Origin of the sequence: Paenalicyclobacillus macrosporangiidus, from assembly GCF_900116805.1 — a bacterium.
Lineage (GTDB): Bacteria > Bacillota > Bacilli > Alicyclobacillales > Alicyclobacillaceae > Alicyclobacillus_H > Alicyclobacillus_H macrosporangiidus.
Genome location: NZ_FPBV01000003.1, coordinates 1 through 25145, shown reverse-complemented (window position 1 = coordinate 25145; position 25145 = coordinate 1). Strand labels below are relative to the sequence as shown.

General features: G+C 66.2%; 27 protein-coding genes, 4 tRNA genes and 1 pseudogene. 24 read left to right on the top strand and 8 right to left on the bottom strand.

Annotated elements, in window-relative coordinates; translation table 11 throughout:
• The first annotated feature begins 31 nt into the window (after positions 1 to 31).
• From BM357_RS03745 to BM357_RS03735, 3 genes are all read left to right on the top strand, one after another.
• A complete protein-coding gene (locus BM357_RS03745; protein ID WP_074949813.1) occupies positions 32 to 1753 on the top strand; it encodes an IlvD/Edd family dehydratase in 1722 nt (573 codons plus the stop codon).
• 69 nt (positions 1754 to 1822) lie between these two features.
• Positions 1823 to 2689: a fumarylacetoacetate hydrolase family protein gene (locus BM357_RS03740; RefSeq protein WP_074949811.1), complete on the top strand. Its 867-nt coding sequence runs from the start codon at positions 1823 to 1825 to the stop codon at positions 2687 to 2689.
• A gap of 78 nt (positions 2690 to 2767) precedes the next feature.
• Positions 2768 to 4042 carry a nickel pincer cofactor-dependent isomerase, group 22 gene (locus tag BM357_RS03735; protein ID WP_074949808.1) on the top strand — a complete coding sequence of 425 codons (1275 nt, stop codon included), beginning with the start codon at positions 2768 to 2770 and terminating at the stop codon, positions 4040 to 4042.
• 58 nt (positions 4043 to 4100) lie between these two features.
• On the opposite strand, the gene BM357_RS03730 is transcribed toward BM357_RS03735, so the two are convergent.
• Positions 4101 to 5588 (bottom strand): TolB family protein, encoded by a 1488-nt coding sequence (locus tag BM357_RS03730; RefSeq protein WP_074949806.1) that lies wholly within the window; start codon positions 5586 to 5588, stop codon positions 4101 to 4103.
• Positions 5589 to 5757: 169 nt separating this feature from the next.
• On the opposite strand from BM357_RS03730, the gene BM357_RS03725 reads away from it, so the two are divergent.
• The 6 genes from BM357_RS03725 to comA all read left to right on the top strand — a co-directional run bounded on the left by BM357_RS03725 (position 5758) and on the right by comA (position 12481).
• Positions 5758 to 6834: a tartrate dehydrogenase gene (locus BM357_RS03725; protein ID WP_074949804.1), complete on the top strand. Its 1077-nt coding sequence runs from the start codon at positions 5758 to 5760 to the stop codon at positions 6832 to 6834.
• Positions 6831 to 7823, top strand: coding sequence for a 2-hydroxyacid dehydrogenase (locus tag BM357_RS03720; protein WP_074949802.1), 993 nt, complete (start codon positions 6831 to 6833; stop codon positions 7821 to 7823). The genes BM357_RS03725 and BM357_RS03720 overlap by 4 nt, the downstream gene beginning before the upstream one ends.
• Before the next feature lie 45 nt (positions 7824 to 7868).
• Positions 7869 to 9329, top strand: coding sequence for an amidase (locus BM357_RS03715; protein ID WP_074950078.1), 1461 nt, complete (start codon positions 7869 to 7871; stop codon positions 9327 to 9329).
• Between the two features lie 119 nt (positions 9330 to 9448).
• Entirely contained in the window at positions 9449 to 10867 is a 1419-nt protein-coding gene (locus BM357_RS03710; protein WP_175511435.1) for a glutamate ligase domain-containing protein, read from the top strand.
• A 16-nt stretch (positions 10868 to 10883) separates the two neighbouring features.
• The gene (locus tag BM357_RS03705) at positions 10884 to 11417 is read left to right on the top strand and encodes a manganese efflux pump MntP (RefSeq protein WP_074949798.1); all 534 of its coding nucleotides are present in this window, start codon (positions 10884 to 10886) and stop codon (positions 11415 to 11417) included.
• Between the two features lie 128 nt (positions 11418 to 11545).
• Entirely contained in the window at positions 11546 to 12481 is a 936-nt protein-coding gene (gene comA / locus BM357_RS03700) for a phosphosulfolactate synthase (protein ID WP_074949796.1), read from the top strand.
• Positions 12482 to 12560: 79 nt separating this feature from the next.
• Here comA and tpx read toward each other — a convergent pair whose 3' ends face one another.
• Positions 12561 to 13064 (bottom strand): thiol peroxidase, encoded by a 504-nt coding sequence (gene tpx, locus BM357_RS03695; RefSeq protein WP_074949794.1) that lies wholly within the window; start codon positions 13062 to 13064, stop codon positions 12561 to 12563.
• A 198-nt stretch (positions 13065 to 13262) separates the two neighbouring features.
• Between tpx and BM357_RS03690 the strand changes: the two genes are divergently transcribed.
• From BM357_RS03690 to BM357_RS03680, 3 genes are all read left to right on the top strand, one after another.
• Entirely contained in the window at positions 13263 to 14402 is a 1140-nt protein-coding gene (locus BM357_RS03690) for a citrate synthase (protein ID WP_074949792.1), read from the top strand.
• Positions 14403 to 14501: 99 nt separating this feature from the next.
• Complete coding sequence (locus BM357_RS03685; protein ID WP_074949790.1) at positions 14502 to 14690, top strand: alpha/beta-type small acid-soluble spore protein; 189 nt, start codon at positions 14502 to 14504, stop codon at positions 14688 to 14690.
• A 146-nt stretch (positions 14691 to 14836) separates the two neighbouring features.
• Entirely contained in the window at positions 14837 to 15028 is a 192-nt protein-coding gene (locus BM357_RS03680; RefSeq protein ID WP_074949788.1) for an alpha/beta-type small acid-soluble spore protein, read from the top strand.
• 188 nt (positions 15029 to 15216) lie between these two features.
• On the opposite strand, the gene BM357_RS03675 is transcribed toward BM357_RS03680, so the two are convergent.
• Both BM357_RS03675 and BM357_RS03670 read right to left on the bottom strand, forming a co-directional pair.
• A complete protein-coding gene (locus tag BM357_RS03675; RefSeq protein WP_074949786.1) occupies positions 15217 to 15654 on the bottom strand; it encodes a CBS domain-containing protein in 438 nt (145 codons plus the stop codon).
• Between the two features lie 94 nt (positions 15655 to 15748).
• Positions 15749 to 16102, bottom strand: coding sequence for a hypothetical protein (locus BM357_RS03670; RefSeq protein ID WP_074949784.1), 354 nt, complete (start codon positions 16100 to 16102; stop codon positions 15749 to 15751).
• Positions 16103 to 16234: 132 nt separating this feature from the next.
• Between BM357_RS03670 and BM357_RS03665 the strand changes: the two genes are divergently transcribed.
• The 5 genes from BM357_RS03665 to BM357_RS03645 all read left to right on the top strand — a co-directional run bounded on the left by BM357_RS03665 (position 16235) and on the right by BM357_RS03645 (position 20045).
• A complete protein-coding gene (locus BM357_RS03665) occupies positions 16235 to 16510 on the top strand; it encodes a DUF3905 domain-containing protein (RefSeq protein ID WP_074949782.1) in 276 nt (91 codons plus the stop codon).
• A 29-nt stretch (positions 16511 to 16539) separates the two neighbouring features.
• Positions 16540 to 16944 (top strand): hypothetical protein, encoded by a 405-nt coding sequence (locus tag BM357_RS03660; RefSeq protein WP_139234548.1) that lies wholly within the window; start codon positions 16540 to 16542, stop codon positions 16942 to 16944.
• 148 nt (positions 16945 to 17092) lie between these two features.
• Positions 17093 to 18145, top strand: a complete 1053-nt coding sequence (locus BM357_RS03655; protein WP_175511434.1) for an efflux RND transporter periplasmic adaptor subunit — start codon at positions 17093 to 17095, stop codon at positions 18143 to 18145.
• 8 nt (positions 18146 to 18153) lie between these two features.
• Positions 18154 to 18837 carry an ABC transporter ATP-binding protein gene (locus BM357_RS03650; RefSeq protein ID WP_175511439.1) on the top strand — a complete coding sequence of 228 codons (684 nt, stop codon included), beginning with the start codon at positions 18154 to 18156 and terminating at the stop codon, positions 18835 to 18837.
• Positions 18834 to 20045, top strand: coding sequence for an ABC transporter permease (locus tag BM357_RS03645; RefSeq protein WP_074949775.1), 1212 nt, complete (start codon positions 18834 to 18836; stop codon positions 20043 to 20045). Before BM357_RS03650 ends, BM357_RS03645 begins: the two co-directional genes overlap by 4 nt.
• A gap of 78 nt (positions 20046 to 20123) precedes the next feature.
• Here the strand turns inward: BM357_RS03645 and BM357_RS03640 are convergent, their stop codons facing one another.
• Positions 20124 to 20972, bottom strand: a complete 849-nt coding sequence (locus tag BM357_RS03640; protein ID WP_074949773.1) for a zinc metalloprotease HtpX — start codon at positions 20970 to 20972, stop codon at positions 20124 to 20126.
• Between the two features lie 280 nt (positions 20973 to 21252).
• Here BM357_RS03640 and BM357_RS03635 point away from each other — a divergent pair, with 280 nt between their 5' ends.
• The 3 genes from BM357_RS03635 to speD all read left to right on the top strand — a co-directional run bounded on the left by BM357_RS03635 (position 21253) and on the right by speD (position 23298).
• The gene (locus tag BM357_RS03635; RefSeq protein WP_074949771.1) at positions 21253 to 21558 is read left to right on the top strand and encodes a hypothetical protein; all 306 of its coding nucleotides are present in this window, start codon (positions 21253 to 21255) and stop codon (positions 21556 to 21558) included.
• Between the two features lie 19 nt (positions 21559 to 21577).
• Positions 21578 to 22672 carry a glycosyltransferase family 4 protein gene (locus BM357_RS03630; RefSeq protein ID WP_074949769.1) on the top strand — a complete coding sequence of 365 codons (1095 nt, stop codon included), beginning with the start codon at positions 21578 to 21580 and terminating at the stop codon, positions 22670 to 22672.
• 242 nt (positions 22673 to 22914) lie between these two features.
• A complete protein-coding gene (gene speD, locus BM357_RS03625) occupies positions 22915 to 23298 on the top strand; it encodes an adenosylmethionine decarboxylase (RefSeq protein WP_029421102.1) in 384 nt (127 codons plus the stop codon).
• 286 nt (positions 23299 to 23584) lie between these two features.
• Here the strand turns inward: speD and BM357_RS03620 are convergent, their stop codons facing one another.
• On the bottom strand, positions 23585 to 24088 hold the full coding sequence (locus tag BM357_RS03620) for a PepSY domain-containing protein (RefSeq protein WP_245783823.1): 504 nt from the start codon (positions 24086 to 24088) through the stop codon (positions 23585 to 23587).
• A gap of 181 nt (positions 24089 to 24269) precedes the next feature.
• Here BM357_RS03620 and BM357_RS03615 point away from each other — a divergent pair.
• The 4 genes from BM357_RS03615 (at position 24270) to BM357_RS03600 (ending at position 24740) form a co-directional block, all read left to right on the top strand.
• A tRNA-Ala gene (locus tag BM357_RS03615) sits at positions 24270 to 24344 on the top strand.
• Positions 24345 to 24422: 78 nt separating this feature from the next.
• Positions 24423 to 24498: transfer RNA gene (locus BM357_RS03610), tRNA-Phe, on the top strand.
• Positions 24499 to 24582: 84 nt separating this feature from the next.
• Positions 24583 to 24657, top strand: a tRNA-Gly gene (locus BM357_RS03605).
• An 8-nt stretch (positions 24658 to 24665) separates the two neighbouring features.
• Positions 24666 to 24740, top strand: a tRNA-Cys gene (locus tag BM357_RS03600).
• Between the two features lie 61 nt (positions 24741 to 24801).
• Here BM357_RS03600 and BM357_RS20875 read toward each other — a convergent pair.
• Both BM357_RS20875 and BM357_RS20075 read right to left on the bottom strand, forming a co-directional pair.
• Positions 24802 to 25002, bottom strand: a pseudogene (locus tag BM357_RS20875) (hypothetical protein); the annotation flags it as partial.
• Positions 24953 to 25145: hypothetical protein (locus BM357_RS20075; RefSeq protein WP_217647664.1), on the bottom strand; the 193-nt coding region annotated here is incomplete at its 5' end. The gene BM357_RS20075 and the pseudogene BM357_RS20875, both read right to left, overlap by 50 nt.

Genomic DNA, 25145 nt, shown 5'->3' with positions numbered 1-25145 from the left:
AGCGACGATAGGACAGGAGGAGGACACGCGGGTGGAGGAAGCGCATACACCGGAAAAGGCGGCGAAGGCGAGCACATCCTACGGCGACCCCGGCTTCAGCGCCTTCTTGCGACGGGCATTCTCACGCCATCTCGGTTTCGACGACGCGGATTTCGAAAAGCCCGTCATCGGCATTTGCAATACGTACAGCGAGATCAACCGCTGCCACACTCACTTCGGGCCCATGGTGGAGGCGGTCAAGCGCGGGGTCCTGATGGAAGGCGGGATCCCGCTTGAGTTTCCAACCATCTCCCTGGGCGAGGTGTTCACCAGCCCCACCGCGATGCTCTACCGCAACCTGGCGGCGATGGACACCGAGGAGATGATCCGCGCCCAGCCCATCGACGGGGTGGTGCTGTTGTCCGGTTGCGACAAGACCACGCCGGCGCAGCTCATGGGCGCGGCCAGCGCGGACGTGCCGGCCATTCTCCTGACCGGCGGTCCGATGTTGAACGGCGAGTATGAGGGGCGGACGCTCGGGGCGTGCACCGATTGCCGGTTCTTCTGGCAGGAGTACCGCGCGGGGCGGGTGTCGGACGAGGAACTGGAGGAGATCAACCAGGCGCTCGCGCCGAGTGCCGGCCACTGCATGGTGATGGGCAGCGCCAGCACCATGGCGGCGTGCGCGGAGGCGATGGGCATGATGCTCCCTGGCGCCGCGGCCATTCCGGCGCCGGACAACCGGCGGCTGCGCCTGGCGGAGGAGACGGGACGGCAGATTGTCCGGCTGGTGCGCGCAGGCATCCGGCCGTCGCAGATCCTGACGTACGAGGCATTCGTCAACGCCATCCGCGTGCTGCAGGCCATCGGCGGATCCACCAACGCGGTCATCCACCTGGTCGCCATCGCGGGGCGGCTCGGCATCGAGCTTCCGCTGTCGCTGTTCGACGAGATTGGCCGCACGACGCCGTTCTTGGCGAACCTGCGGCCGGCCGGGCGGTTCCAGATGGAGGACTTCCACAAGGCGGGCGGGGTGCCGGCGGTCATGTCGGAGTTGCGCGATCTCCTGCATCTGTCGTGCCGGACCGTGACCGGCCGGACCGTCGGCGAGAACCTGGCGGCTTACCGGCGGCCGCGGCACGAGAAGTACTACGAGGTCATCGCCGCGCGTGAGCGGCCGTTCGCCGAGACCGGGGGCATCGCGGTGCTGACCGGAAACCTGGCCCCGCGCGGGGCGGTGATAAAGCCGAAGGCGGCGTCAAAGCACCTGCTCAAGCACCGGGGGCCGGCGGTGGTGTTCGATTCGGTGGCCGATCTCGAGGCGCGCATCGACGACCCGGACCTGCCGGTGACCCCCGACAGCGTCCTGGTGCTGCGCAACGCTGGACCGGTCGGGGCACCGGGGATGCCGGAGGCGGGGATGATCCCGATTCCAAAGAAGATCCTCGCCCAGGGCGTGAACGACATGGTCCGCATCTCCGATTGCCGGATGAGCGGCACGGCGTTTGGCACGGTGGTGCTGCACGCGGCGCCGGAGGCGGCGGTGGGCGGCCCGTTGGCGTTGGTGCGCGACGGCGACTGGATTGAGTTGGACGTGGAGAACCGGCGCTTGGACCTGCTGGTGCCGGAGGACGAGCTGGCGGCGAGGCGAGCGGCCTGGCAGCCGCCGCAGAACCGGGCGACGAGGGGCTGGACGCGCCTGTACCAGGAGCACGTGCTGCAGGCGGACTTGGGGTGTGACTTCGACTTTCTGCGCGCCGTGCCCCGCCGGTGAGGCGGAGGTCTCAGGCGAACCAGGGACAAGAGCGGCCGCGGGCGGCCGCCGGGAGGGAGAGCGATCATCATGAGATTGGTGACCATCCGGAACGCGGGAGAGGAGACGTTGGCGGTGCGCCTTGGGGACGCGGTGCTGCCGGTGCCTGAGCTGAACCGGCTGGCGGGCAGCGATTTCCCGGCCGACCTCGGGGTGCTGTTGGAGTCCGGACGGCTGGCGGAAATGGCGGACGTGGTGCACGCGGTCCAGGCGGAGCAGGGGGAGGCGGCCGCGAAAGGCAGCATCCCGCTCGCGGCGTGCCGGTTCGGGCCGCTGTACCGGCGTCCGCGCAAGATTTGGGGCATCGGGCTCAATTACCGGGAGCACGCCGGGGACCTGCAGGCCGTCCACCCGACCGAGGAACCGGCCAGCTTCATGAAGGCGGACACGACGCTCATCGGGCCGGGCGACGACATCGTGCTGCCGCCCCAGTCGGAGCGGGTGACCGCGGAGGCGGAGTTGGCGGTGATCATCGGGAAACGCTGCAAGGACGTGCCGCTGGAGGAGGCGCCGTCGGTGGTGGCCGGGTTCACGACCGTGCTCGACATGACGGCCGAGGACATCCTGCAGAAGAATCCGCGGTTTTTGACCCGGGCGAAGAACTTCGACACGTTCTTCAGCTTCGGGCCGGAGTTCGTCACGGTGGACGAGGTGGCCGACGTGGATCGGTTGAAGGTGGGGACGTACGTCAACGGACGCCTGCACCGGGAGAACGTGGTGGCGAACATGACCTTCCGGCCGTGGTTTTTGGTCTCGTTCCACGCTCAGGTGATGACGCTGTTGCCGGGGGACATCATTTCCACGGGGACGCCGGGCGCGGCGGTGATCCGGCCGGGCGATGTGGCGGAGTGCCGCATCGACGGGTTCTTGTCCCTGGTCAATCCGGTCCGCGGGTAGGCAAAACGAACAGCGCCCGCCGGCCCCCAGGCGCCAAGCGGACGCACGAGACCGGCGGGGGAAAGAGAGGTGGATGGCATGGGCGTTCTCGAGGACCTGTTGCGCGACATCCCGCTGCCGAAAATGGCGCCGGTGCGGCAGAAGTTCGCCGCGGAGCGCGTGGACGACGTAGCGGGTGCGGTGCACCGGGCCATCGCCGAGGCGGGGGTGGACGCGCGCATCCGCACCGGGGCGAAAGTGGCCATCGGCGTGGGATCGCGCGGGATCGCCAACCTGCCCGTGCTGGTGCGGGCAGTGGTGGAGCGGGTGAAGCAGCGCGGGGCGGATCCGTTCATCGTCCCGGCGATGGGCAGCCACGGCGGCGCGACGGCGGATGGCCAGCGCGCGATGCTCGAGCACCTGGGCGTGACGGAGGAGACGGTCGGTGCACCGGTACGGGCGACCATGGAGGTGGTGCAGGCCGGCGTGTCGGCAGGGGGCCTGCCGCTGTACGTGGACGCGTACGCCGCAAAGGCGGACGGGATCATCGTGATCAACCGGATCAAGCCGCATACGTCGTTCCGCGGCACGGTGGAGTCGGGGCTCATCAAGATGCTGGTGATTGGCCTCGGCAAGCAGAAGGGGGCGGAGACGGCGCACGCGCGCGGGTTCGATCACATGGCCCGCCACCTGCTCGACCTGTCGGCGGCCCTCATCGAGCGGCTGCCCGTGTGGTTTGGCGTGGGCGTGCTGGAGAACGCGTACGACCAGACGGCGCGCGTGGTGGCGGTGCCCGCCGAACGGCTGCACGAGGTGGAGCCCGCGCTGTTGAACGAGGCGCGGCGCCTGATGCCGAAGATCCTCGTCCGTGATCCGGACGTCCTGGTGGTCGACGAGATCGGCAAGGACATCAGCGGCGTCGGCATGGATCCGAACGTCACCGGACGCTACCCGAACCAACTGGTGCAGCCGGACATCCGCATCGGCAAGGTGTGCGTGCTGCGCCTGACGGAGAAGACGGACGGCAACGCGGCCGGGGTCGGGTTGGCGGATGTCACGACGGCGGCGCTTGAGGCGAGGATTGACCGCGTGAAAGGGTACGCCAACTCGCTGACGTCGACCACCATGACGAGCATCAAGCTGCCGATGGTGCTGCCGACGGACCGGCTCGCCATCCAGGCGGCCATCAAGACGTGCAACTGCCCGGATCTGGCGCAGGCGCGGGTGGTGCGGATCCGCAACACCCTGAACCTGGAGCAGATCTGGGTGTCGGAATCGCTGCTGCCGGAAGTGGCGGCGCACGAGCGGATGGAGGTGCTCGGCCCGGCGGAGCCGATGCGCTTCACGGAAGCGGGCGATCTCATCTTCGAATGAACGGCGGGCGCGGCCGAAAACCCGCGCCGTTGGCGGACGAGCCTGGGCACCTCCGGGCTCACCGGTGGAGGTCGGCGATCCCGATGGGCGCCACGACCCCCCACTGGGCAGGCATGGGCGCGCCTGTCTGCGTGACGGTCAGCACCCGGCGGGGCGGTGCCTGACCGGACGGCGCGACCCAGGCGAGGCCCGTGCGGTCGGCGTATAGGACGCGCCCGTCCGGGGTGAAGCGGGCCTGCACGGGATCGCCGCCCGCGGCTACCAGCACGTGCCGCTGGTGGCGCTCGAGATCGACCGCCACCAGCGACGTCTTGGCCCACCAGGCCAGGGAGACGCCGTCGGCGGACGGGTTCTGGGACGCCGGGGCGGTGGCGGGTCCCTCCACGAAGGCGACCGTCTTCCCGTCTCGGCTGACCGTTGGCCACAGTTGGGTGTGCCCGGGGTTCGGGGAGACCGGCGTCAGCCGCTGGCCGTCCCACCATTGGACCTGTTTCGGCGCATTCCACAGCGTCCGCCCGGCGCCGGTCTGGATGGCCGCCTGCGATCCCGCGGTCGGCGCGATGGCACCCGAACCGGGTAGGGCGTCGGTGACCACCTGGTCATGGCCGGCGGTGTCCACGCGGTGGAGGCTCAGGCCGTCGGCGGCGAGCGACGCGGAGTGGAGCGGATCGGGCCAGTAGAAGAGCGCCTGCCCATCCGCCGTCCAGGGACCGAGCAAGAAGCCGTCGCCCTTGCCCGCGGTCTGCAGGACGGTGGTGCGGGCGCCGTTCGGGTCCCACAGCAACAGCTCGTCGTGCCGGTCGATGGCTTGGCCGTCGGGATCGGGGACGGTTTCGAGCAGCGCGAGCCGGCCGTCGCGGGGATTCGGCACCACCTGTTGGAGGGTAGCGCCGGGCGCGGTGGAGACGGGGAGTTGGTGCGGCGGACCGGCGGGACTGACCGCGTAGACGGCCGCGGTGCCGTCGGTGTACACGAAGGTGCCATCGGGCTGCCAATCGCCGGTGATGGGATCTCCGTCCGCGATTCGCTGGCTGCTCCGCCCGTCGGCCGCCACCAACCACAGGCTGCACGCGGGGGCAGGGTCTGCGGTGCCGTTCGAGGGCTCTTGGCGGATGACAGCGACCCACCGCCCGTCGGGGGAGATGCGCGCGGTCAGGACGTGATCGCCCAGGTAGACGGGATGGGCGCCGGCGAGGACGTTCGCGCCCGCGTCCGCGGGGATGGACGGCAGGAGAAAGAGCCATCCGCCGGGGGCGTTTTGGGACGACGCGGGGGCGACCAGGATGGCGGCTTCTCCCATGCCGCGCCAGGCGTCCGCGGAGAACGTCATGGGCAGGGACGGCTGCGGCTGGGAGGAGGGCACACCCTGGCCGCGGGATGCTGCGCCGGTGACGGCGCCGGAATCGGATGTGCGCGCGGACGCTTGGGCGGGACCCGCCGCAGGGTCCGCAGGGCGCTGTGAGGCGGGGACGCCGCACCCTCCCAGGGTGATGAGGACAAGTGCGGCGGCGGTGACGTGTGCAGGTGCCATGCGGTTGCGATGCATGCGCGTCGGCCTCCTTGTGCCTGTTGGTCTGTCTGTTCCATAGGACGGTGCAGAGGGCAGGATGGTGGCAAGGTGCGGGATGGAATCCCGAGGGACCGGTACGCCGGCGAGGAGGGGACATGGTATCCTGGATGCGTCACGTCAGTATTGGGCGAAAGGTGTGACTCAGATGAACCGGTATCGTGTGGCGCTGATTCCGGGAGACGGGATTGGCAAGGAGGTCGTGCCGGCGGCGGTGCGCGTGTTGAACGCGGCGGCCGAATTGCACGGCGGGCTCCAGTTTGACTATCAGATGTTTCCGTGGAGCTGTGAATACTATCTCGAGCATGGCGAGATGATGCCGAAGGACGCGCTTCAGATCCTCTCCGACTTTGAACTCATCTTCCTCGGCGCCTGCGGCTACCCGAGCGTGCCGGACCACGTTTCCCTGTGGGGGATGCTCATCCCCATCCGGCGCGGGTTCCAGCAGTACATCAACCTGCGCCCGGTGAAGACCCTGCGCGGCGTGCCGTCGCCGCTGAAATCCGAGAAGGCGGGCGAAATTGACTTCGTCGTGGTGCGCGAGAACAGCGAGGGCGAGTACTCGAGTATGGGCGGGCGCATTCATGAGGGCACGCCGTATGAGACCGCGGTCCAGGTGAGTTACTTCTCCCGCATGGCGGTGGAGCGCGTGCTTCGTTACGCGTTCGATCTCGCGGCCAAATCGCCCCGCAAACGCCTGATGGCGGCGACCAAGTCCAACGGGATCATCCACACCATGCCGTTCTGGGACCAGGTGCACCGGGAGATTGCGAAGGAATACCCGGACGTGTCGACCCGCGTCATGCACGTCGACGCCCTGGCGGCCTACTTCGTGTTGCAGCCGCACGAATTGGACGTGGTGGTGGCGTCCAACCTGTTCGGCGACATCCTCACCGACCTGGGCGCGGCCATCATGGGCAGCATCGGCATGGCGCCGGCGGCCAACATCAATCCGGAGCGGAAGTACCCGTCGATGTTCGAGCCGGTGCACGGGTCGGCGCCCGACATTGCGGGCCGGGGGATTGCCAACCCCATCGGCCAGATCTGGACCGCCAAGATGATGCTCGACTTCATCGGCGAGCAGGAACTGGGGGCAAAGCTGCTCGACGCCATCGAGGCGACGCTGGTCAGCGGCCGCGTCACGCCGGATCTGGGCGGCCGGGCCACCACGGAGGAAGTGGCCGACGCGGTCATCCATCACCTGTTGGGGAGGGAGCGCGCATGAGCCGGCCGAAGGTGTACGTGCCGAACGCCATCCCCGACGAGGCCTACCGGATCCTCGCGGAGCACTGCGACATCCGCTACCGGGACACGGAGGACCCGGTGCCGGACGACGAGGTGCTGGCGGGGGTGCGCGACGCCGACGGGTTGGTCATCTATTCACGCGTGAAGGTGAACCAGGCGGTGCTCGACGCGGCCCCGAGGCTGCGCGTGGTCAGCAACATCGCGGTCGGCTACGACAACCTGGACATCCCGGCCCTGACGCGCCGCGGGATCGTCGCCACCAACACGCCGGGCGTGCTGACGGAGACGACCGCCGATCTGGCGTTCGCCCTGCTGATGGCCATCGCGCGGCGCGTGGTGGAGGCCGACCGGTATGTGAAGTCGGGCCGGTGGGACGGTTGGCGGCCGAGCCTGATGGTGGGCCGGGACGTGTACGGCGCGACCATCGGGGTTGTCGGCATGGGGCGCATCGGCCAGGCGGTGGCGCGCCGGGCGCGCGGGTTTGACATGCGCATCCTGTACCACAACCGCTCACGCAATCCGCAGGCGGAGGAAGCCCTGGGCGCGGAGTACCGGCCGCTGGACGACCTCTTGCGCGAGGCGGACTTCGTGGTGCTGTTGACGCCGCTGACGCCGGAGACGACGCGGCTCATCGGGGCCCGCGAGCTGGCGCTGATGAAGCCGGACGCGTACCTCATCAACGCAGCGCGCGGCCCGGTGGTGGACGAATCGGCGCTGATTGAGGCCCTGCGCGAAGGGCGCATCGCCGGGGCGGCGCTGGACGTGTACGAGCAGGAGCCGGTGGCGCCCGACAATCCGCTGCTGCAGATGGACAACGTGGTCACCCTTCCGCACATCGGCAGCGCCACGAAGGCGACCCGCATCGCCATGGCGGTGACGGCGGCGCGCAACATGGTGACCGCACTGGCGGGCGAGGTGCCGCCCAACGCGGTCAATCCGGAGGCCATCCGGACGAGGGCGCAGGACTGACCGCGAACGAGGACAGGAGGGAATCGGTTGACACAGGCGCATTCGATGGTTACGGGCGCGGAGGCCTGGTTGGAACGGTCCATCCCGGAGATCCAGGCGGGCATGGATGCGGGCGAGGTCTCGGCCTGCGATCTGGTGGCGGCGTGCCTGTCGCGGATCGCCCGCTACGATAAGGCGGGACCCGGCATCAACGCGGTGCTGGAGATCAATCCGGACGCCTGGCACATCGCCGAGGCGCTGGATCTCGAGCGGCGGATCCACGGGCCGCGCGGACCGCTGCACGGCATCCCGGTGTTGGTGAAGGACAACATCGACACGGGCGACAAGATGCACACCAGCGCGGGGTCGCTGGCGTTGAAGGATTCGTACGCCGCGCGCGACGCGTTTGTCGCACAGCGGCTGCGCGCGGCAGGGGCGGTCATCCTCGGCAAGGCGAACATGACCGAGTGGGCCAACTTCATGACGCGGGGGATGCCGAGCGGCTACAGCTCGCGCGGGGGGCAGGTGAAGAACCCGTACGGGCCGGGGCGGTTTGACGTCGGCGGATCGAGCTCCGGGTCGGGGGCGGCGGTTGCGGCTGGCCTTGCGGTCGCCGCGGTGGGCACGGAGACGTCCGGATCCATCCTCAGCCCGTCGAGCCAGAATTCGCTCGTCGGCATCAAGCCGACCGTGGGGCTGGTCAGCCGTACCGGGATCATCCCGATTTCCCACAGCCAGGACACCGCTGGCCCGATGGCACGCTGCGTCGTCGACGCGGCCCTGATGCTGCAGGCCCTCGCCGGACGGGACGAGGGAGATCCCGCGACTTGGCGCATCCCGGCCGACTTCCCGGCAGACCTCACCGCCGCATTCGACAAGGGCGCACTGCGGGGGGCGCGCATCGGCGTGCCGCGAAAAGGCTATTGGGACAAGCTGCCGTCAGGCAAGCAGGCGGTGATGGAGGAGGCCATCCGCGCCCTGCGGGACGCCGGGGCGGAGGTGGTCGATCCCGCCGACATCCCGTCGGCGAACGCGGAGTGGGACCTTGCGGTGCTGGTGTACGAGTTCAAGCCGGCGCTCAACGCGTACCTCGGCCGGTTGGCGCCCCATGTGCCGGTGCATTCGCTGCGCGACGTGATTGAATTCAACCTCCGCCATGCGGAGAAGATGCTCCAGTACGGGCAGGCGTGGATGCTCGAGGCGGAGGCGACGAGCGGCACCCTGACCGAACCGGCGTACCTCGCGGCCCGGCTGCGGGACCTGCGCTGGTCGCGGGACGAGGGCATCGACGCGGTGCTGGCGGCGCACCGGCTGGATGCGCTGCTGTTTCCGGGAAACCTCGGGGCGGGCATCGCCGCCAAAGCGGGCTACCCGTCCATCACGGTGCCGGCCGGGTATACGGAGGATGGGGAACCGGTCGGCGCGACGTTCACCGGCCCGGCGTTCAGCGAACCGGCCCTCGTCCGCTGGGCGTACGCGTTTGAACAGGTCATCCAGGCTCGCCGGGCGCCGCGGCTGGACGGATGATGCGGTGACCTGGGCCGCTGCGGCCCCGGCCTGGCTTGCAATCGGCCCCGGGAAGGGGCATCATGGGGAAGGAACAGACAGGACAGGGACGCCCCCGCCGTGCGCGGGGGCGTTTCAGGATGGAGCGATGCACGTTGTCGCGTATCGTCGGACCGACACCGGCCACCGAGGCCATCAACTGGATCTACGCATCGTACAACCGTGCGAAGCCCAACCTCAAACCGGGCTACGACCGGGACGTACGCCACCCGGAGTGGACAGAACGGCTGTTGGGTGCGCTCGGTCGGCCGGATCGGCACGGGTACAACGTCGCGGTCACGGGGAGCAAAGGGAAGGGCTCGCACGCCATCCTCCTGGCCGGCATCCTGGAGCGGCTGGGATTGCGCGTGGGCCTGTTCACCGGGCCGCATCTGGTGGACTTCATGGAGCGGTTTCGCGTCGACGGGGAGATGATGCCCGAACCGCAATTCGTCTCGTACGTGCGGCGAATTGCGGAGATTGCCGCGGGCTTCGAACTGCCCGAGGGCCAGTACCTCGGGCCGGTCGGGTTGTTGGCGGTGGTGGCGGCGCTGTGGTTCCGGGAGCAAGACACCGACGTGAACGTGTACGAGCTGGGGCGGGGGGCCCTGCACGATGACGTCAACCGCGTCTGCCACGAGGGGGCCGTGGTGGCGCCGGTGTTCCTCGAGCACCGCGAGCAGTTGGGCCCGGGTCTGTCCGACGTGGCGCGGGAGAAGGCGGGCGTCATCACCCCGGAGACCCGTTGGGTGGTGAGCCACCGGCAGAGCGATGTGCCCCTCGCCATCCTCCGGCACCAGGCCGCACGGCAGGGGGCGGACCTGCACGTCCTCGGCGAGCACGTGGACTGCAGAACGGCAGATGGGGATAAACTGGTCATTGTGGAGGTGGCCGGCAGCCGGTTTCAAATCCGGCTGCCGGAGATGGGCGGCGGATTTCTGGTGGAGAACGCGGCGGTGGCCATGGCGGCCGCGCGGGCCGTCTGGACGCGGCTCCGGCCCGGGCGCCCGATGCCCGAGCGGATCGACCTCAGCGACCTGCGGCTGCCCGGGCGCCTCGAGGTGGTGCGGCAGAACCCTTGGGTGGTGGTCGACGGCACCATCCACGGCGCGTCCGCACAGTATGCGGCGGCGTGGGCGGAGGCGCGCCGGGATCGCGGCGGCCGCATTGGTGCGGTGCTGGGTCTGCCGGCGGACAAGGACGGGGAGGGTGTTCTGGCCGCGCTCCACGGCACCGTGGATTGGCTGGTCTTCGCCAGAGCGCACAATCCGCACCTGCGCTTTGACGGTCGCTGGACCGAGCTGGCGCGGACGCGGTGGTCCGACGTCCGCGAGGCGGAGTATGCCGAGGACGCCTTGTCGCGGGCGGAGGCCAGGCTGGGGCCGGGGGACGTGCTCCTCGTGCTCGGCACCCAGTCCTTTGTCGGCGACGCGTTGGCGGCGCTCGGCGTCGACACCACCCGCATCTGGCGGACTCGGGCGCCCCTGCCGGAGGTGGCCGCGCCGCGGGGCGGGGCATGACAGGAGGCGTACCGGTTTGCTTCTGCAGTTGGTGCTCATCGGCTTGGCCTTGGGAATGAACAACACGTTGGCGTCGGTGGCCCTCGGCACGACGAACATGAAGCGGTCCCAGCAGATGGGGACCGCCGTTTTGTTCGCGTTGTTTGAAGCCGTGATGCCCTTGGCCGGCCTGTTTCTCGGCGGTCAACTCTCCCGCGCCGTCGGAGGGGCGTCGCGGGATGTGGGCGTCGGGCTCCTGGTGATCCTCGGCGCCTACCTGATTGTCAAGGCGGAGGAGGCGGTGGGGCCGCCCGGCCGGACGATGGGCGTCCGCAGCCTCATGCTGGCGGTGGTGTTGAGCTTGGACAACCTGACCGTCGGGTTCGGCCTGGGGATGTTGCACGTCCCCATCCTGCTCGCTGCCGCCGTGTTCGGGTTGGTGAGCCTGACGATGACCCTGCTCGGCCTCGAGCTCGGGCGGTGGCTGGGGGCCCGTCTCACCGTCCCGGCGGACCGGTTATCCGGCGTGGTCCTGCTCGGTATCGCGGCGCTGATGTGGTTCACGGGCTGATGCGCCCAACGGTCGGTCGTCCGGCAATTCCATCCAGGCAGGCGTGGGTTGGGCGTGATGTTGCACACAGCGGCCGGTGGCTCCATAGGTTGTGGTGATACGGAACACCACACGAAGGGGCTTGTGCTGTGAGCAAACCGTACTGGTCTGAACTGCTGGAGGATGCCCTGCCGGGGAGGGTCGACAAACCGCGTTTGTCCGGTCTGACGATGGTGATGGACAGCGGACTCTCCGTGGCCCAGATGCGCGGTGTGCTGGAGTTGGGGGCGGCGCACATCGATTTTTGGAAGTTCGGATTCGCCAGCGCCTCCGTCTGTCCCCCGGAGCGGGTGATGGACAAGGTGAGTCTGTGCCAGGAGTACGGGGTGCTGGCCTACCCGGGCGGGACATCGTTGGAGATCGCCGTCTCCCAGGGCATCTGGCGCGATTACCTGGAGGCTCTGTGGGATGGGGGCATCCGCGTCGTGGAGGTCTCGGACGGCACCATCGACCTCCCGCTCCGCACACGGCGCGAGATCATCCGCGCCGCCAGAAAGATGGGGTTCATCGTCCTGACGGAAGTGGGCAAGAAGTGGTCGGGCTACATGCTGCCGCCTCGCCAACAGGCGAGCATCATCCAAGGCGACCTGTCGACCGGGGCCCACTACGTGATTGTCGAAGGCCGCGAGGGGGGCCGCGGGGTGAACGTGTACGATGAGGAGGGCAACGTCCGCGAGTCGGACGTGAACGCGTTGGCCGATGCCCTGGGTCCGCTGTCCACCCGGGTGATATGGGAGGCGCCCCTCACCAAGCAGCAGGTGTACTACATTCAAAAGTTCGGGCACAAGGTGAATTTCGGAAACATTCCGCCTAGCGACGTGATCTCTCTGGAAAGCCTGCGCCGCGGACTCCGTTCCGACACCTTGCGATGGGCGCTCGGCATCTCCAAACCGGCCGAAGAGGCGAGCGGAGAGGCGGGCGACAACGCGCGTTCCACGGGGACCATGGGGCACGTCCCCAAGCCGACGCTGTGGACGGACCGGGCCGTCAAACCGCGGACCGATTCGGGGCCGGCCCTGCGGTGAGTGGCCATCACGGTGAAGACCAAGAGGCTGTGCGGCAGACACCGCACAGCCTCTTCGGTTTTCGCGCACCGCGAACGGCTCAGTGAGCCGCCTTTGCCGCTTCGATGGCGGCTTCGTAGTTGGGGTGCTGGCCCGCGACGGGCACATACTCGGCGTGCACGATGGTGTCGCTGGAGTCCACGACAAACACGGCGCGGCTGTTGAGCCGGAATTCCTCAAGATACGTGCCATAGGCTTGCGCAAACGACATGTTCCGGTGGTCGGACAGCGTGATGACCCGGTCCACGCCGGCTGCACCACACCACCGCTTCTGGGCGAAGGGCAGGTCGGCGCTGATGGTCAACACCACCACGTTCTCGCCGAGTTTGGCGGCTTCCTCATTGAAACGGCGGGTCTGCGCGTCGCACACCCCCGTATCGAGGGACGGGACGACGCTGATGATCTTGACCTTGCCCTTGAAGTCGTCCAAGGTGACCTTCTGAAGGGCGTTGTTGATGACTTCGAAGTTCGGCGCCTTGTCGCCCGGCTTCAGCTCCGGACCGGAGAGCGGGGTCTCCTTGCCAAGGGTGAATACACGAGCCATGGGAACCATCCTCTCTGCCAATGGATTTGTTCTCCGTATGTACGAGGCCGACGGTGTGAACACCTTTATCATAGCACAGCCCGCCTGTCCGCACGAACGGGGCGGGGCTTGCGCGGGGGGCCCGGTTGTATGCGCTTTTATGCGGGAGGCGGGAGTGTAGTATAATAAGGCTCGATCAACGGGAGGGGGAATCATTTCATGTCGAAAGACACCGATACATCTTTTGTCGCCGGGCTTGAAGACGTCGTTTCCAACACCTCCGACATTTGTTTCCTGGACGGCAAGGAAGGCCGTCTGGTGTACCAAGGGTACAACATTCACGACTTGGTCAACGGCAACGCCTCCTTTGAGGAAGTCGTGTACCTGCTGTGGCACGGGGAACTGCCCAATCGCCAGCAGCTGGACGAGTTCAACCAGCAGATCGGCCGGCAGCGTGCGCTGGCCCCTGAAGTACTGAACTTCCTCAAAGGGGTCCGCAAGGACGCGAATGCGATGGAGGTCCTGCGTACCGCCGTATCCTTCGCCGGGATCTACGATCCGGACAACGGCGACGAATCGTATGAGGCCAATGTCCGCAAAGCGACCCGCCTCGTGGCGCAGATCCCGACCATCGTGACGACGTTTGAACGCATCCGCAACGGGCAGGCCCCGATTGATCCCGATCCGGAACTCAGCGCCGCGTCCAGCTTCTTTCAATTGCTGACGGGCCGCGTCCCGGACGAGTTCACGGAGCGGGCCTTCAATACCGCCCTCATCCTGCACGCGGACCATGAATTGAATGCCTCCACATTCTCCGCCCGGGTGACCGCGGCGACGCTGTCCGACATGTACTCGGCCATCACCTCGGCCATCGGTACGTTGAAAGGGCCTTTGCACGGGGGCGCCAACGAACAAGTGATGAAGATGTTGCTCGAGATCGGGGATATGTCCCGCGTCGAGAGCTACATCGACGAAGCCCTGGCCGCCAAACGGAAGATCATGGGCTTCGGCCACCGGGTGTACCGGACGGAGGACCCGCGCGCCACGCATCTGCGCAAGCTGAGCCAGAAGGCGGGCGAGCTCGCCGGCGAGACGAAGTGGTTCGAGATGTCCCGGCGGATTGAACAACTGGTCAAGGACAAGAAGGGTCTGAATCCGAACGTGGATTTTTACTCGGCGTCCCTGTACTACTCGCTGGGCCTGCCGACGCATCTGTTCACGCCGATCTTCGCGTGCAGCCGCATCTCCGGATGGACGGCCCACGTGCTCGAACAGTACCGCAACAACCGTCTGATCCGGCCGCGCGCGGAGTACACCGGTCCGACCCATCGCCAGTTCGTGCCGCTGTCTGAACGGTGAAGCAGCGACGGCTTGTTGATTCGACTGAATTCGGCAGAAAGTGACAGTGTACAACCCCTCCTTGCGGGCAGACTAATACCCACAAGGAGGTGATGTGAAATGCCAAGGAACAATGCGCACTTGGTGTCCAACGCCTCCAACGCGTTGGAGCAGATGAAGTACGAAATCGCCACGGAGTTTGGTGTTCAGCTCGGGGGCGAGACGACCTCCCGCCAGAACGGGTCGGTGGGTGGCGAGATCACGAAGCGGCTGGTGGCGTTCGCGGAACAGGCGATGTCCGGCCGCTGAACGGACAAAGGAAACATCCCGGTGTTTGGCGGCAGGGCGGACGCAGCGGCGTCCGCCCTGCCGGTTTTTGAAGCGGAAGGTGCAGAAGCTGCCAGAGTATGTCCGCGCATCGTGGGTATCCTATGCCTCGGGGAGGTGAAGCCGATATGCCGAACAACAACAACTACGTGGCTACCGGCGCGCGTCAGGCTTTGCAGCAGATGAAGAACGAGATCGCGACCGAATTCGGCGTTCAGCTCGGGGGCGAGACGACCTCGCGCCAGAACGGTTCGGTGGGCGGTGAGATCACGAAACGTCTGGTGGCGTTTGCGGAGCAGCATCTGAGCGGCCGGGCGTAACACCCGCCCGGACTGAACAACCGCATCCGACGGTTCCCTGTTTCCGGACGGTCCGGCGCGAGGTGTGCGCCGGACCGTCTGCGTGAAGCGCCTGCAGGCGGCGATGCCGCGGGGATCTGTTGCGTAGGCGGATGAAAAGCCGTAAAAAAACAGCCCTCGCCGGGAGGGCTGTTCCGTTTGGACACCCGTCAGTGCACGGCGTTCGGGGCGGCCGTCGGGACCGAGATTTTACTCAGGGCGTCCCCCGCTTCGTTGATGTGGATGTCCACCGTTGCGAGGTCGCCGATGGACAGGATGCCCACCAGGCTTCCGTTGGAATCGCACACGGGCAGCCGCCGGATCTGATGTGTGGCCATCAGGTCCGCCGCTTCATGCGCGTCGGTTTCCGGCGTGCAGGTCACGACCTTCTGGGACATACAGTCGCGAACGGGAGTCGTGTGTGACTTGCCGGCGGCCACCGCTTTGCAGCAGATGTCCCGGTCGGTGATGATGCCGATGACCTTGTTGTTCTGGCACACCGGAATGGATCCCACATTCTGCGAAGCCATCGACTGCGCCGCCTGCTGCAGCGTGTCGGCGGGCTGACAGCAGGTGACGTCGGACGTCATCAGGTCACGGACCTTCATGGAAAGACCCTCCCCGGAAGTTTGAGACGTCGGGCGGACCCCGCCCTCCGGCGTAGTATGTGCCCGGTCGCGCAGAGGTATCCCTCCAGCGAACTCAGCGAGCCACCCATCGGGCCAACTCCGACCCGGCCGCATAGACGCCCCAGACCGCCGCGAGCAGGCGGATCAACCCTTCCAACGGTTCCACCGTGCCGAGCCGTGCGGAGGAATCCACCCATGCCCAAATCGCCCAGGAGGCGAGGGCGAAGGTCAACAGGCAGCACACCAGGAAAGCCTCCCGCCGCTTGGCGCGGGCGCCCAGCACCGCGAGGACGCCCAGCGCGGTCCACAGCCCCGCCTCTGGCCGGGTGATGCGCATGTAGTCCCAGACGGCCCCCGTCCACCAGCCGGTGATCCCCAGGGCCAAGCACAGCCAGCCGCACAACCGGTCGTACACGCGCGCCTCCATCCGGCGATTCCCTCCCCGCGTCTTGTCCCCACATGCTTATGCGACGCCGCTCCGGCGTATGCGGACAGGCCGCATAGCCCGGCGGCCTTGACGCATGTTATAGACAGACCGCTGGTGGAGGGAGGATACGCCATGACACAGCGAGGTGCGCAGCGCCCCGATCCGCGCGAGGGCTTGCCTCCCTGGCGGGAGACGCCGCTCGATCACTGGAGCACCGACGTGGACCCAGTCCTCATGGCGGGAGATGAGTGGGCGACGGACGATCCCGAAGCCGATCCCGGTGCCCGGCGCCTCGACGAAGGCCGGGCAGGCACGTTGACCGGTGGGGCGCGGTTCATGCACCCGACCCATGACACCAACTGGGGTCTCGAAGACGACACCTTCTCCACAGACGGGATGGACGCGTGAATCAAATCAGGGAAGGGGAGACCATCCGGATGCACCAAGTGGTCCAAGAATTGCAGGATCTCCAGCGGCAGATGACCCAGGTGATCCGCCAACTGCAGCAGATGCACCAACGCCTGCAGACGGCGCTCGGCAGCGCGCAGCAGCAACAGCAACCGCAGATGACCGGCATGCACACCCTCTCACGCTCCTCCGGAGGCACCATTGGCAGCGGCGTGCCCGCCGCGGGAAGCGTGTCGGACGCGCGGCTCGGCTCGGGCGTTCATTCGTACGGTGCCGCATACGCCCCTGCCGGCCCGTCGTCCACGGCGACCCCCGGGGCGCCAGGGCGCGGTGTCCAGTCGGGCGCATTGGCAGGCGTCCTGCGGGCGGACGGCCATCCGCCCGCCACGCCAGGAAGGCAGTCCGAGCACACGGTCTACGGCCGCTTGATGTGAGGACCGCCGCTGGACCGGGCGAGAGCAGGGGCTCTCGCCCTTTTTCCTGTTCAGGCACGATGGGGATGTGATAAGTTGGTGGACGGATAGGTCAAGCCGGACGGCGTGGATGTGGCCGCCGGACACGGGGACGAAGAGGGGGAGACGTGTGCGCGAAGCGGCGGATCGACGGCGGCGCAGATGGTTGTGGGGAGCGCTCGCGTTGCTGGTGGTGCTGGCTGTGGCCGCCGTGTGGTGGTGGCGGCCGCGCGCCCCGCATGTGGCGACCGCTGTGGCGGAGCGGGCCGATCTGCAGGAGACCATTTTCGCCTCCGGGACCGTACGCCCGGTGGATCGTCAGATGGTGATGCCGACCAACCTGACGGCGCCCATCGAAAAGGTGGATGTCCACGTCGGGGACCGGGTGAAGAAAGGCCAAATCCTGATCACGTTGCAGAACGAGGCGCAGGCGGCGGCGCTGCAGGCGGCCAAGAACAACCTGGCGCAGGCCCAGGAGACGCTGAATGCCGCGCTGCAGCAGCAATCCGCCGCCCCGCCCGGCTTTCAGGGGCAGTTCACAGGCACCGTGGCCCAGGCGAGATCCACCGTGGCCCAGGCGGAGGCGAATCTGAGCCAGGCCCAGGCGGCCTACGACGCGACGCTGCTGCGGGCCCAGATGGACGGGACGGTGGTGCTGGTCAACCCGAGCGGCATCGGCTCGGACGGCAACCCCGCGCCGGTCCTCGAGGTGGTGGGAGACGCGAAGCAGATTGTCACGCAGGTGTCCGAGGTGGACGCGGTCCATGTGAAAAAGGGCATGGCGGCGGAGGTGACGAGCGAGGCGTTCCCCGGCAAGACGTGGCGTGTGTCGGTGCAGCAGGTGGGTCTGTTCGCGACGTCCGATACGGGCGGCGGGCAGGTGGAGGTCGATCTCGGCGTCCCCGCGGATTTCCCGGTGCCGCTCGGTTACCAGGTGGACGTGCACATCATCAGCGCCATCCACAAGGGCGTGGTCGCCATCCCGTATCCGGCGCTCGTCCAGGATGGACAGGGGTACGCCGTGTACGTGGTGCGGGACGGACGGGCCGAGCGCCGGCCGGTGCAGTTGGGCATCACGACGGACACGCGCGTCGAGGTGACGAAGGGGCTTCAGCCGGGGGATGTGGTGATCCTCAACCCGCCCGCGGGGCTGGCCGCGGGAAGCGCGGTGAGGACGGGATGACCGAACCGCTGATGGCGTTGGAACGGGTGTGCAAGTGGTATCCGGTGGGCAGTGAACGCCTGACCGTACTGCAGGACGTCAGCTTTGCCGTGTATCCGGGGGAGTTCGTGTCCATCATGGGGCCCTCGGGAAGCGGCAAGTCCACGCTGATGCACATCCTGGGCTGCCTGGACCAGCCGTCGAGCGGCCGGTATGTCCTGCGCGGGCGCCCGGTGGACGGGCTCACCGGCGACGAGCTGGCGCGGGTGCGAAACCGCGAGATCGGGTTTGTGTTTCAGAACTTTCACCTGCTGCCGCGCATGACCGCCCTGCGCAACGTAGAGCTGCCGCTGGTGTACGCCGGCGTCGCGCGCGAGGAGCGGCGCCGGCGCGCGTTGGCGCGGTTGGAGGAGGTGGGGCTGCGGGATCGCATCTCGCACCTTCCCAATGAATTGTCGGGCGGTCAGAAACAGCGCGTCGCCATCGCCCGGGCCTTGGTCAACAAGCCGGCCATCCTGCTCGCCGACGAGCCCACGGGGGCGCTCGATACCCGTACGGGCCGGGAGATCATGGGCATCTTCACGGAGCTGCATCAGAGGGGCGTCACCATCGTGGTCATCACCCACGATCCCGGCGTCGCGTCGTTCGCCCAGCGCATTCTCCACATGCTCGACGGGCGCCTGGTGGGGGAAGAGAGGGGGCGCGGCGCGTGAATTTCTCCGAGATGATTGCGGCGAGCTGGAGTTCCCTGATGGCCAACAAACTTCGTTCCATGCTCACGATGCTCGGCATCCTCATTGGGGTGGCGTCCATCATCGCCATCGTGGCCATCGGTCAAGGAGGGAAGGCGGCGGTGATCACCGCCATCGAGAGCCAGGGGGCGGAGGAGACAATTCAGATCCTGCCGCGCGAGGTGGTGGAACCCGGACTTCCCCAGCCAGGACAGGTGTTGAAGTTCACCGACCAGGACTTCCAGCTCGTGCAGGGGTTCACGGGTGTGGCGTCGGTCTCGTACTCCCTCTACGGCCAGGGGGTGGTGGTGTACCGCAACCACCAGGTCAATGCGTCCATCCAGGCAGGGCCCGCGCAGTTGAACGACCTGGCGCATTTCGTCGTCGTCGACGGGCGGATGTTCACCGACGCCGACGTGGCCGCCCATCGGAGCGTCGCCGTCCTCAGCCAATCGCTGGCCGGGAAGCTGTTTGGCAGCGGGATCGATCCCGTCGGCAAAGTGGTCCGCATCGCGGGCCATCCCCTGCAGGTGGTGGGCGTGGCGGCATCCACCCAGTTCAATCTGTTCGCGAGCATCCTCGGGGCGGACTACATCTACTTGCCGGCGACCACGTGCCACGACTTCTTTCCGTGGTGGAACATCACCGAGATGGACGTGCGCATCGCGCCCGGGACGGACAAGGCGGACCTGTCGCAGCGCTTGGTGACCGTGCTCAACATCCACGCCCACAACCCGAATGCCTTCGAGGATGCTTCCGGCTTCCTCATCGGCGTCGAGCGCATCGTCGGGACGGTGACCTCCATCCTCACGCTCGTCATCGGCGCCGTGGCGGGCATCGCGTTGGTGGTGGGCGGTGTCGGCGTCATGAACATCATGCTGGTGTCGGTCACCGAGCGGACGCAGGAGATCGGCATCCGCATGTCCCTGGGTGCGACGAGGCGCGCGATTCTCCTGCAGTTTTTGACGGAATCGGTGATGATCACGGTGATGGGAGGAAGCCTTGGAATCTTGCTCGGGGTGTTGGCGTCGTGGATCGTCCATTGGACGACGCCGCTGCCGTCGGTGGTGTCCTGGCAGGCGGTCGCCGTCGGATTTTTGTTCTCGGTGGCGACAGGGGTGATCTGCGGCATCTACCCGGCAAACAAAGCAGCGCGTCTCGATCCCATCGACGCGCTGCGGTATGAGTGATGGTGGTTGGCCGGCCGGGGATCACGTCACGGGCGTGATCCAACGGCGATCACGCGGCGGGGAATCTCCCACCCGGGCTCACCCCAGCACGCGCATGCTGCGCAGCCGGCGCACGCGTTCCGCCGTCGGCGGGTGTGTGCGGAACAAATTGATGAACGACTCGCCGGTGAACGGGTTGACGATGAACAGGTGAGACGCCGCCGGGCTGAAGCTGGCGGGGATGTGATGGGCGTACGCCTCCAACCGTTCCAGGGCGTCGGCGAGCGGGTTCGGATCGCCGACCAGGCGTGCGCCGGTGGCGTCCGCCTTGAACTCACGCGTGCGCGAGATCGCCAGCTGGATGATGGTGGCGGCAATCGGCGCGAGGATCATCATGACCACTTCGGCAATCGCGTTGCCGTTGTCGCGCTCGTCCCGGTTCCCCATGCCGAACAACAGCGCCCATTGGAGCATGTCGGCGATGGACGTGATGACGCCGGCCAGCATGGCGGCCATCGACGAGATGAGGATGTCCCGGTTTTTGATGTGCGCGATCTCGTGCGCCAACACGCCCTCCAGCTCCCGCCACGACAGGGCTTGGAGGATACCCTCCGTCACCGCCACCTTGGCGTGCCGCGGATTGCGTCCGGTCGCAAACGCGTTGGGTTGCGGGGAAGGCGTCAGGTAGATCTCGGGCATCGGCAAATTCGCCCGCTCCGCCAGCCGCCGAACGATGGCGTACACCTCTGGAAGTTCCTGTTCAGACACAGGGCGCGACCCGGTCATCATGATGGCGACGGTCCCGCTCATCCAGTACCCGATGAAGTTCATCAGGACGGAGATGACGAGGAAGATCAGCATCCCGTGCGTGCCGCCAATCACCCGGCCGAACAGGACCAGGATGACCGTCAACACACCCATCAGGAGCCAGGTCTTCACGGTGTTCACGTAACCAATCCCTCCTACCCGGTGTACACCTTCTGGTGTTTTACTTTCCATTGTATGTCCGGGAGCGGCTCGGTAAAAGGGACTGGCCACGCGGGATTGCAAGGGCTTTATGAACATTTCCGCGTGACTGCCGTTTGTTTCCGGGCGGAGGATTCGCTATACTGTAACACCGTGACGGCACGATAAAGCCGCTGAAACGCGTGCACGCGAGGTGCTTCGGCATGGTGTCCGGTTCATGCAATCCGACCCAAGGATTTCTGTGGAAAGGGATGTGATCCGCGTGCGGCTCGGTCTGAACATCGAGTACGAGGGCAAGTTGTACGACATCCTGGAATTGCCGCCGGAGGCATTTGTGGGGATGGTGCCCGGGTTGACGGAGGAGCAGTTCCGCCGGCTGGACGAGGCATTTCGTGCGGTGTGGCCGGAGACCACGGTTCGGCGCCACCATATCCTCGGTTTCGTCGCCGAACAGGCCGGAACGTCCATCGACTACCTGCTGCTCAATCGCGAACACATCCACTTCGACGAACTGGACATTTCCGCTTATATTGAAGAACACGATCAGCGCCGGAACCGGCCGTCGTGATGATGCAGGGGGACAGGTCATGACGCCGATTTCTGTCGTGGTCCCCGGAAATGAACAGGGCGGCGCGGCGACCCACCTGGTGGCTTTCGCCCGCGGCGTACGGGCTGCCGGGCTGGACGCCCGGTTCTGTTTTTTGTCCCTGGGATCAGGCCCGTTGGCGGACCGGTTGCGGGAGGTGGCGGCGGTGGAGCACCTTCCGGCCTCGCCGGTACAGGCCATTCGGGCGCTCACCGTCCGGATGCGCGCGCAGCCGCCGGACGGGCTGTGGCATGCCCACGGACCGCGGCTGAACGTGCTGGTCGCGACGGCGGCCCGCATGGCCGACCGGCGGTGGGTCTCCACCATCCACAGCGACCCGCGGAAGGACTTCCTGGCCAGCGTTTGGAAATCCGCCGTGCTGACGCGGTTGAATCTGACGGCGCTTCGGAGCGCGTCCGGCTTGTTCCTTTGCAATCCGGCGTTTTCGGACCTCGTCCCGGAGAAACCCTGGTTTTTGGTGCCCAACGCCCTGGCGGCCGAACCTTTGCCGGAACCCGCGGCGGTGTATCGGAAACGCTTGCGCAGCCAACTCGGGATCGACGAGGACACGCCCGTCATCGGGATGGTCGCCCGCTTGGACCCGGTGAAGGACATTCCCACAGCCATCCAGGCCATGGTACATCTGCCGGGGGTCCACCTCGCCGTCGCTGGCGACGGCGCTCAGCGCACCGCGCTCACGGCGTTGATCGCCGAGCTGAATCTGAAGGACCGGGTGCATCTGTTGGGCCACCTCCGGGACATCGGCCCGTTTTTGTCGGCCCTGGATGCGCACGTGTTGGCCTCGCGCAGCGAAGGTCTGCCCTACGCGGTTCTGGAGGCGGGATACTTCGGCATTCCGAACGTGATGTCCGACATTCCCGCCGCCCGCGGTTTGATAGAACCGGGGCGCACCGGTCTCCTGTTCCCGGTGGGGGATGGCGCAGCGCTCGCGGCGCAGATTCGGCGCCTCTTGGACGACGCCGATCTGGCCCAAAAGCTCGCGCGATCCTTTCAGTTGGAGATCCTGCCCCGTTTCACACCGGCGCGGATGCTCGACGCCTATCTGGAAGGGTACCGCGTCCTCGGGGCGCCATGAAAAATTGGGCGGGATTCCCCGTGTCTCTTCAAGAAAATGTGGTTGCAAATCCAGGGGGCAGGTCTTATACTATCTGTCGTAATGTCTGGAACACCAGATTGGAATCATTTTCAAACTGGAATGTTCGCCGTCACTTAAAGGGTTAGGACCTCACCGGACTAACTTTCCCCCGTGGTGAATGTGCGACTTCCACATGCCTGATTGGGCATGGCTATTTTTATGGGCAAAGGGGGAGCTTTGTCATGGACACGATGGGCCGTCACGTGATCGCCGAACTGTGGGGATGCCCTGCCGACAAGCTGAACGATCTACCAAGCATTGAACGCATCATGGTGAACGCTGCACTCGAGGCTGGGGCCGAGGTGCGAGAGGTCGCGTTTCACAAGTTTGCGCCTCAAGGTGTGAGCGGAGTGGTGATCATCTCCGAGTCGCATCTGACAATTCACAGTTTCCCGGAACACGGGTACGCGAGCATCGACGTGTACACGTGCGGAGATCGCATCGACCCAAACGTGGCCTGTGACTACATCACCAAGGCGCTCGGCGCGACTCGCCTGGAGGCCATCGAGGTGCCGCGCGGCGTCGGTCCGATTCAGGTCCAGGACGTCAAGGTGCGCGCGTTCTGAGCCCTCGGCGGCGATGCATCCGGCGACTCCTCGTTTGAGCGGATTCGGATTTCGGATGAAATCCTTGATTGATGAATGAAATTCCCCATGGATGAACGCAAGAAAGCGAGAGCCTGCGGCTCTCGCTTTTTCACGTTCCGTGGTGCGTCGCGGATGCATTGCCGGACCCGCCGTCCGCCAGTCCTCCGTTCTACGGTTCGCTGTTCTACAGTCCGGTGTCCGCCAGTTCCTGTCGTCAATGGGTATCCGTGAGTGGGTACCCGTCAGCCGGTGTCCGTCGTACCCATCAGTCGGCGAACACCTTTTCGTGATGCGTGGGCAATTCCCGGTCCAACAGCACCTTGCCGTTGCCGGCGTCGACAATCACCAGGTACTTGTCCTCGTCATCCTCCGCAATCCCGGTGTACACCAGATTGGTGCGGATGTTGCGCAACTGCAGATGGGTCACCTTCAAACCTGGATGGGCGGCAGCGACCGCCTTCTCGGCATCACGTGGGGAACACTTCGCGAACTTCTGGAGCTTTCTGGTGTACGCATCACGACTGGCCTCATACGCTTCGCGAAGGTCCTGCCGGGAGACTTGGACACTGGATTTGACATCGAAATGGTGCAGGTCGTCAGACATGCCGTGATGGACATCGGAAGTGGCTGGTTGAAGATCGTTGGCTCCAGCAGGAGCGATGGCAACGACTGAGGTGTCGGCGCCACGCCAAAGATGTTCACCTGCCAGGGCGGGCTGCACAAACGCAAACACCGCTAGGGTGGAAAGCGTTATCCATCGCATCTTCATTGTAGACATCCTCCTGTTCTGGGTGGTGGCCACGGCACAGCACGGCCTGGAGGGTAGGGTGCCCAGAATCACCTTGGGTCATGTGTGAAATTGGTTCTTGCATTTTGGAGGCGAGCTCGCTATACTGAGAACCGTTGACGCCGCGATTCGAGTGCGGCGCAGCCGTGCCAAAGCGCCTCGCGGGACCGTAGCTCAATGGGAGAGCACTGCGCTGGCAGCGCAGGGGTTGTGGGTTCGAATCCCATCGGTTCCACCACAATGGGCGCGCCAAATGGTGACCGGCGAGTGAGTGGACGGGTTCGAACCCGTCCCGGAACTCGAGACAGGAAGACATGGCTCGGTAGCTCAGTTGGTAGAGCAGAGGACTGAAAATCCTCGTGTCGGCGGTTCGATTCCGTCCCGAGCCACCAGATGTCACCGGCGCGCCAACCCTCAATGGGTTCGCAGGAGCATGAATCACACATGAATCACAATTGAATGATTTGGGAATGCATGCGGAAGTGGCTCAGGGGTAGAGCATCGCCTTGCCAAGGCGAGGGTCGCGGGTTCGAATCCCGTCTTCCGCTCCATTTGTTTCGGCGCCATAGCCAAGTGGTAAGGCAGAGGTCTGCAAAACCTCGACTCGCCGGTTCGAATCCGGCTGGCGCCTCCAGAAGAACACAGGTGTGACGCGGCCTCTCGGGTTTCCGGGAGGCCGGTTTGTTTGACCTCTTCTACCGTTTTTCTACCCTCCGTGTATCGAAATTGTTGCCTCCTGGTTTTCGGAGCAGAGTGTCGATTTGGCGTGCGGCTACACGCTGAAGACCGGGCAAGACGTGGCTATACGTGTCCAATGTGATTTGGACGGTCGCATGGCCGAGCCGCTCAGAAACAATCTTCGGATTGACACCTTCCTGAAGGAGCAGGCTGGCATGGTGTCAATAGCGGATTAAAACTCCCCAAAAGATCGCGCTCGATTCCCCAAAACCCCCATGCCCCTTTGGGGCACAACATTATGATGAAAATGTAGTCGTAGTTGTTTACTGGTGGGTGATCGTGATCCAACATGAGGCCAAGC

Bases quoted from the DNA above. Each gene is read 5' to 3' on its own strand.
- BM357_RS03740 (WP_074949811.1), top strand. From the start codon at position 1,823: ATGAGATTGGTGACCATCCGGAACGCGGGAGAGGAGACGTTGGCGGTG.
- BM357_RS03735 (WP_074949808.1), top strand. From the start codon at position 2,768: ATGGGCGTTCTCGAGGACCTGTTGCGCGACATCCCGCTGCCGAAAATG.
- BM357_RS03730 (WP_074949806.1), bottom strand. From the start codon at position 5,588: ATGCATCGCAACCGCATGGCACCTGCACACGTCACCGCCGCCGCACTT.
- BM357_RS03725 (WP_074949804.1), top strand. From the start codon at position 5,758: ATGAACCGGTATCGTGTGGCGCTGATTCCGGGAGACGGGATTGGCAAG.
- BM357_RS03720 (WP_074949802.1), top strand. From the start codon at position 6,831: ATGAGCCGGCCGAAGGTGTACGTGCCGAACGCCATCCCCGACGAGGCC.
- BM357_RS03715 (WP_074950078.1), top strand. From the start codon at position 7,869: ATGGTTACGGGCGCGGAGGCCTGGTTGGAACGGTCCATCCCGGAGATC.
- BM357_RS03710 (WP_175511435.1), top strand. From the start codon at position 9,449: ATGGAGCGATGCACGTTGTCGCGTATCGTCGGACCGACACCGGCCACC.
- tpx (WP_074949794.1), bottom strand. From the start codon at position 13,064: ATGGCTCGTGTATTCACCCTTGGCAAGGAGACCCCGCTCTCCGGTCCG.
- BM357_RS03690 (WP_074949792.1), top strand. From the start codon at position 13,263: ATGTCGAAAGACACCGATACATCTTTTGTCGCCGGGCTTGAAGACGTC.
- BM357_RS03685 (WP_074949790.1), top strand. From the start codon at position 14,502: ATGCCAAGGAACAATGCGCACTTGGTGTCCAACGCCTCCAACGCGTTG.
- BM357_RS03680 (WP_074949788.1), top strand. From the start codon at position 14,837: ATGCCGAACAACAACAACTACGTGGCTACCGGCGCGCGTCAGGCTTTG.
- BM357_RS03675 (WP_074949786.1), bottom strand. From the start codon at position 15,654: ATGAAGGTCCGTGACCTGATGACGTCCGACGTCACCTGCTGTCAGCCC.
- BM357_RS03670 (WP_074949784.1), bottom strand. From the start codon at position 16,102: ATGGAGGCGCGCGTGTACGACCGGTTGTGCGGCTGGCTGTGCTTGGCC.
- BM357_RS03665 (WP_074949782.1), top strand. From the start codon at position 16,235: ATGACACAGCGAGGTGCGCAGCGCCCCGATCCGCGCGAGGGCTTGCCT.
- BM357_RS03660 (WP_139234548.1), top strand. From the start codon at position 16,540: ATGCACCAAGTGGTCCAAGAATTGCAGGATCTCCAGCGGCAGATGACC.
- BM357_RS03630 (WP_074949769.1), top strand. From the start codon at position 21,578: ATGACGCCGATTTCTGTCGTGGTCCCCGGAAATGAACAGGGCGGCGCG.
- speD (WP_029421102.1), top strand. From the start codon at position 22,915: ATGGACACGATGGGCCGTCACGTGATCGCCGAACTGTGGGGATGCCCT.
- BM357_RS03620 (WP_245783823.1), bottom strand. From the start codon at position 24,088: ATGAAGATGCGATGGATAACGCTTTCCACCCTAGCGGTGTTTGCGTTT.